This window comes from Neisseria sp. P0021.S006, from assembly GCF_051956895.1.
Genome location: NZ_JBQCWZ010000764.1, coordinates 1 through 675, shown reverse-complemented (window position 1 = coordinate 675; position 675 = coordinate 1). Strand labels below are relative to the sequence as shown.

1 protein-coding gene and 1 pseudogene are annotated in these 675 nt (G+C 47.1%); both read left to right on the top strand.

Annotation, left to right across the window (positions count from 1 at the left end; genetic code table 11):
* The first annotated feature begins 20 nt into the window (after nt 1-20).
* A complete protein-coding gene (locus ACTHUM_RS16970; RefSeq protein WP_036490466.1) occupies nt 21-380 on the top strand; it encodes a hypothetical protein in 360 nt (119 codons plus the stop codon).
* Between the two features lie 4 nt (nt 381-384).
* Nucleotides 385-675 (top strand): annotated as a pseudogene (locus ACTHUM_RS16965) (protein YgfX); the annotation flags it as partial.

Genomic DNA, 675 nt, shown 5'->3' with positions numbered 1-675 from the left:
GATTTTGAAAGTTGAAAATAATGTATTTTGTTGACCGTACTGCTGTCGTGCTGAAGCCGACCGCCCGTTTTTTGGAATGGTTGAAATCCTCCGATGAGAATATGCCCGATTTGACCGTCGAGCAACTGCGTACCAACTGCTCCGTATTCTTGGTGCCGCAATTTGACGAACCCGAATCCGTCATTTCCTATTTTGACGAACGCTACCAGCAGATTTTTGAAGCCGAATTGGCAGGCTGGGACATCGATAAAAGCAAATGGCCGCAAGACATGAGCCTGAAGGCTTTTTGGGAATTTTTCGATACCGAAATCCACGATATGGTTTTGGATATGGAAGAGGCGGAATTGAACATTACGCCTGTTTTCGACAATATGATGTAAAGCCGTGCGAAGTTTTCAGACGGCCTTAAAGCCCTCGCGTTCTTTGAAAATTCTGATTGTTTCCTTACACCTTTCGGCGTTGGCCTTATGCCTTGTCGAGTTTTCCGGCTGGATGATGTGGCTGGGTTTGGCGGCATTGGCCGGCAGTTTTGCCTATGCTTGGCGCAGCGTTAATTTTCAGACTCAAAATGCGGTCAGAAAAATCATCATCGACCGCCCATCCCGTGCGACTGTTTATTTGAATCACGAGGCAGAGGGAAGAAGTGCGGTTTTGCAAGACAGCAGTATGTTGACG

Excerpts from the sequence above, each read along its gene's own strand:
- ACTHUM_RS16970 (WP_036490466.1), top strand. The coding sequence starts at position 21 with ATGTATTTTGTTGACCGTACTGCTGTCGTGCTGAAGCCGACCGCCCGT.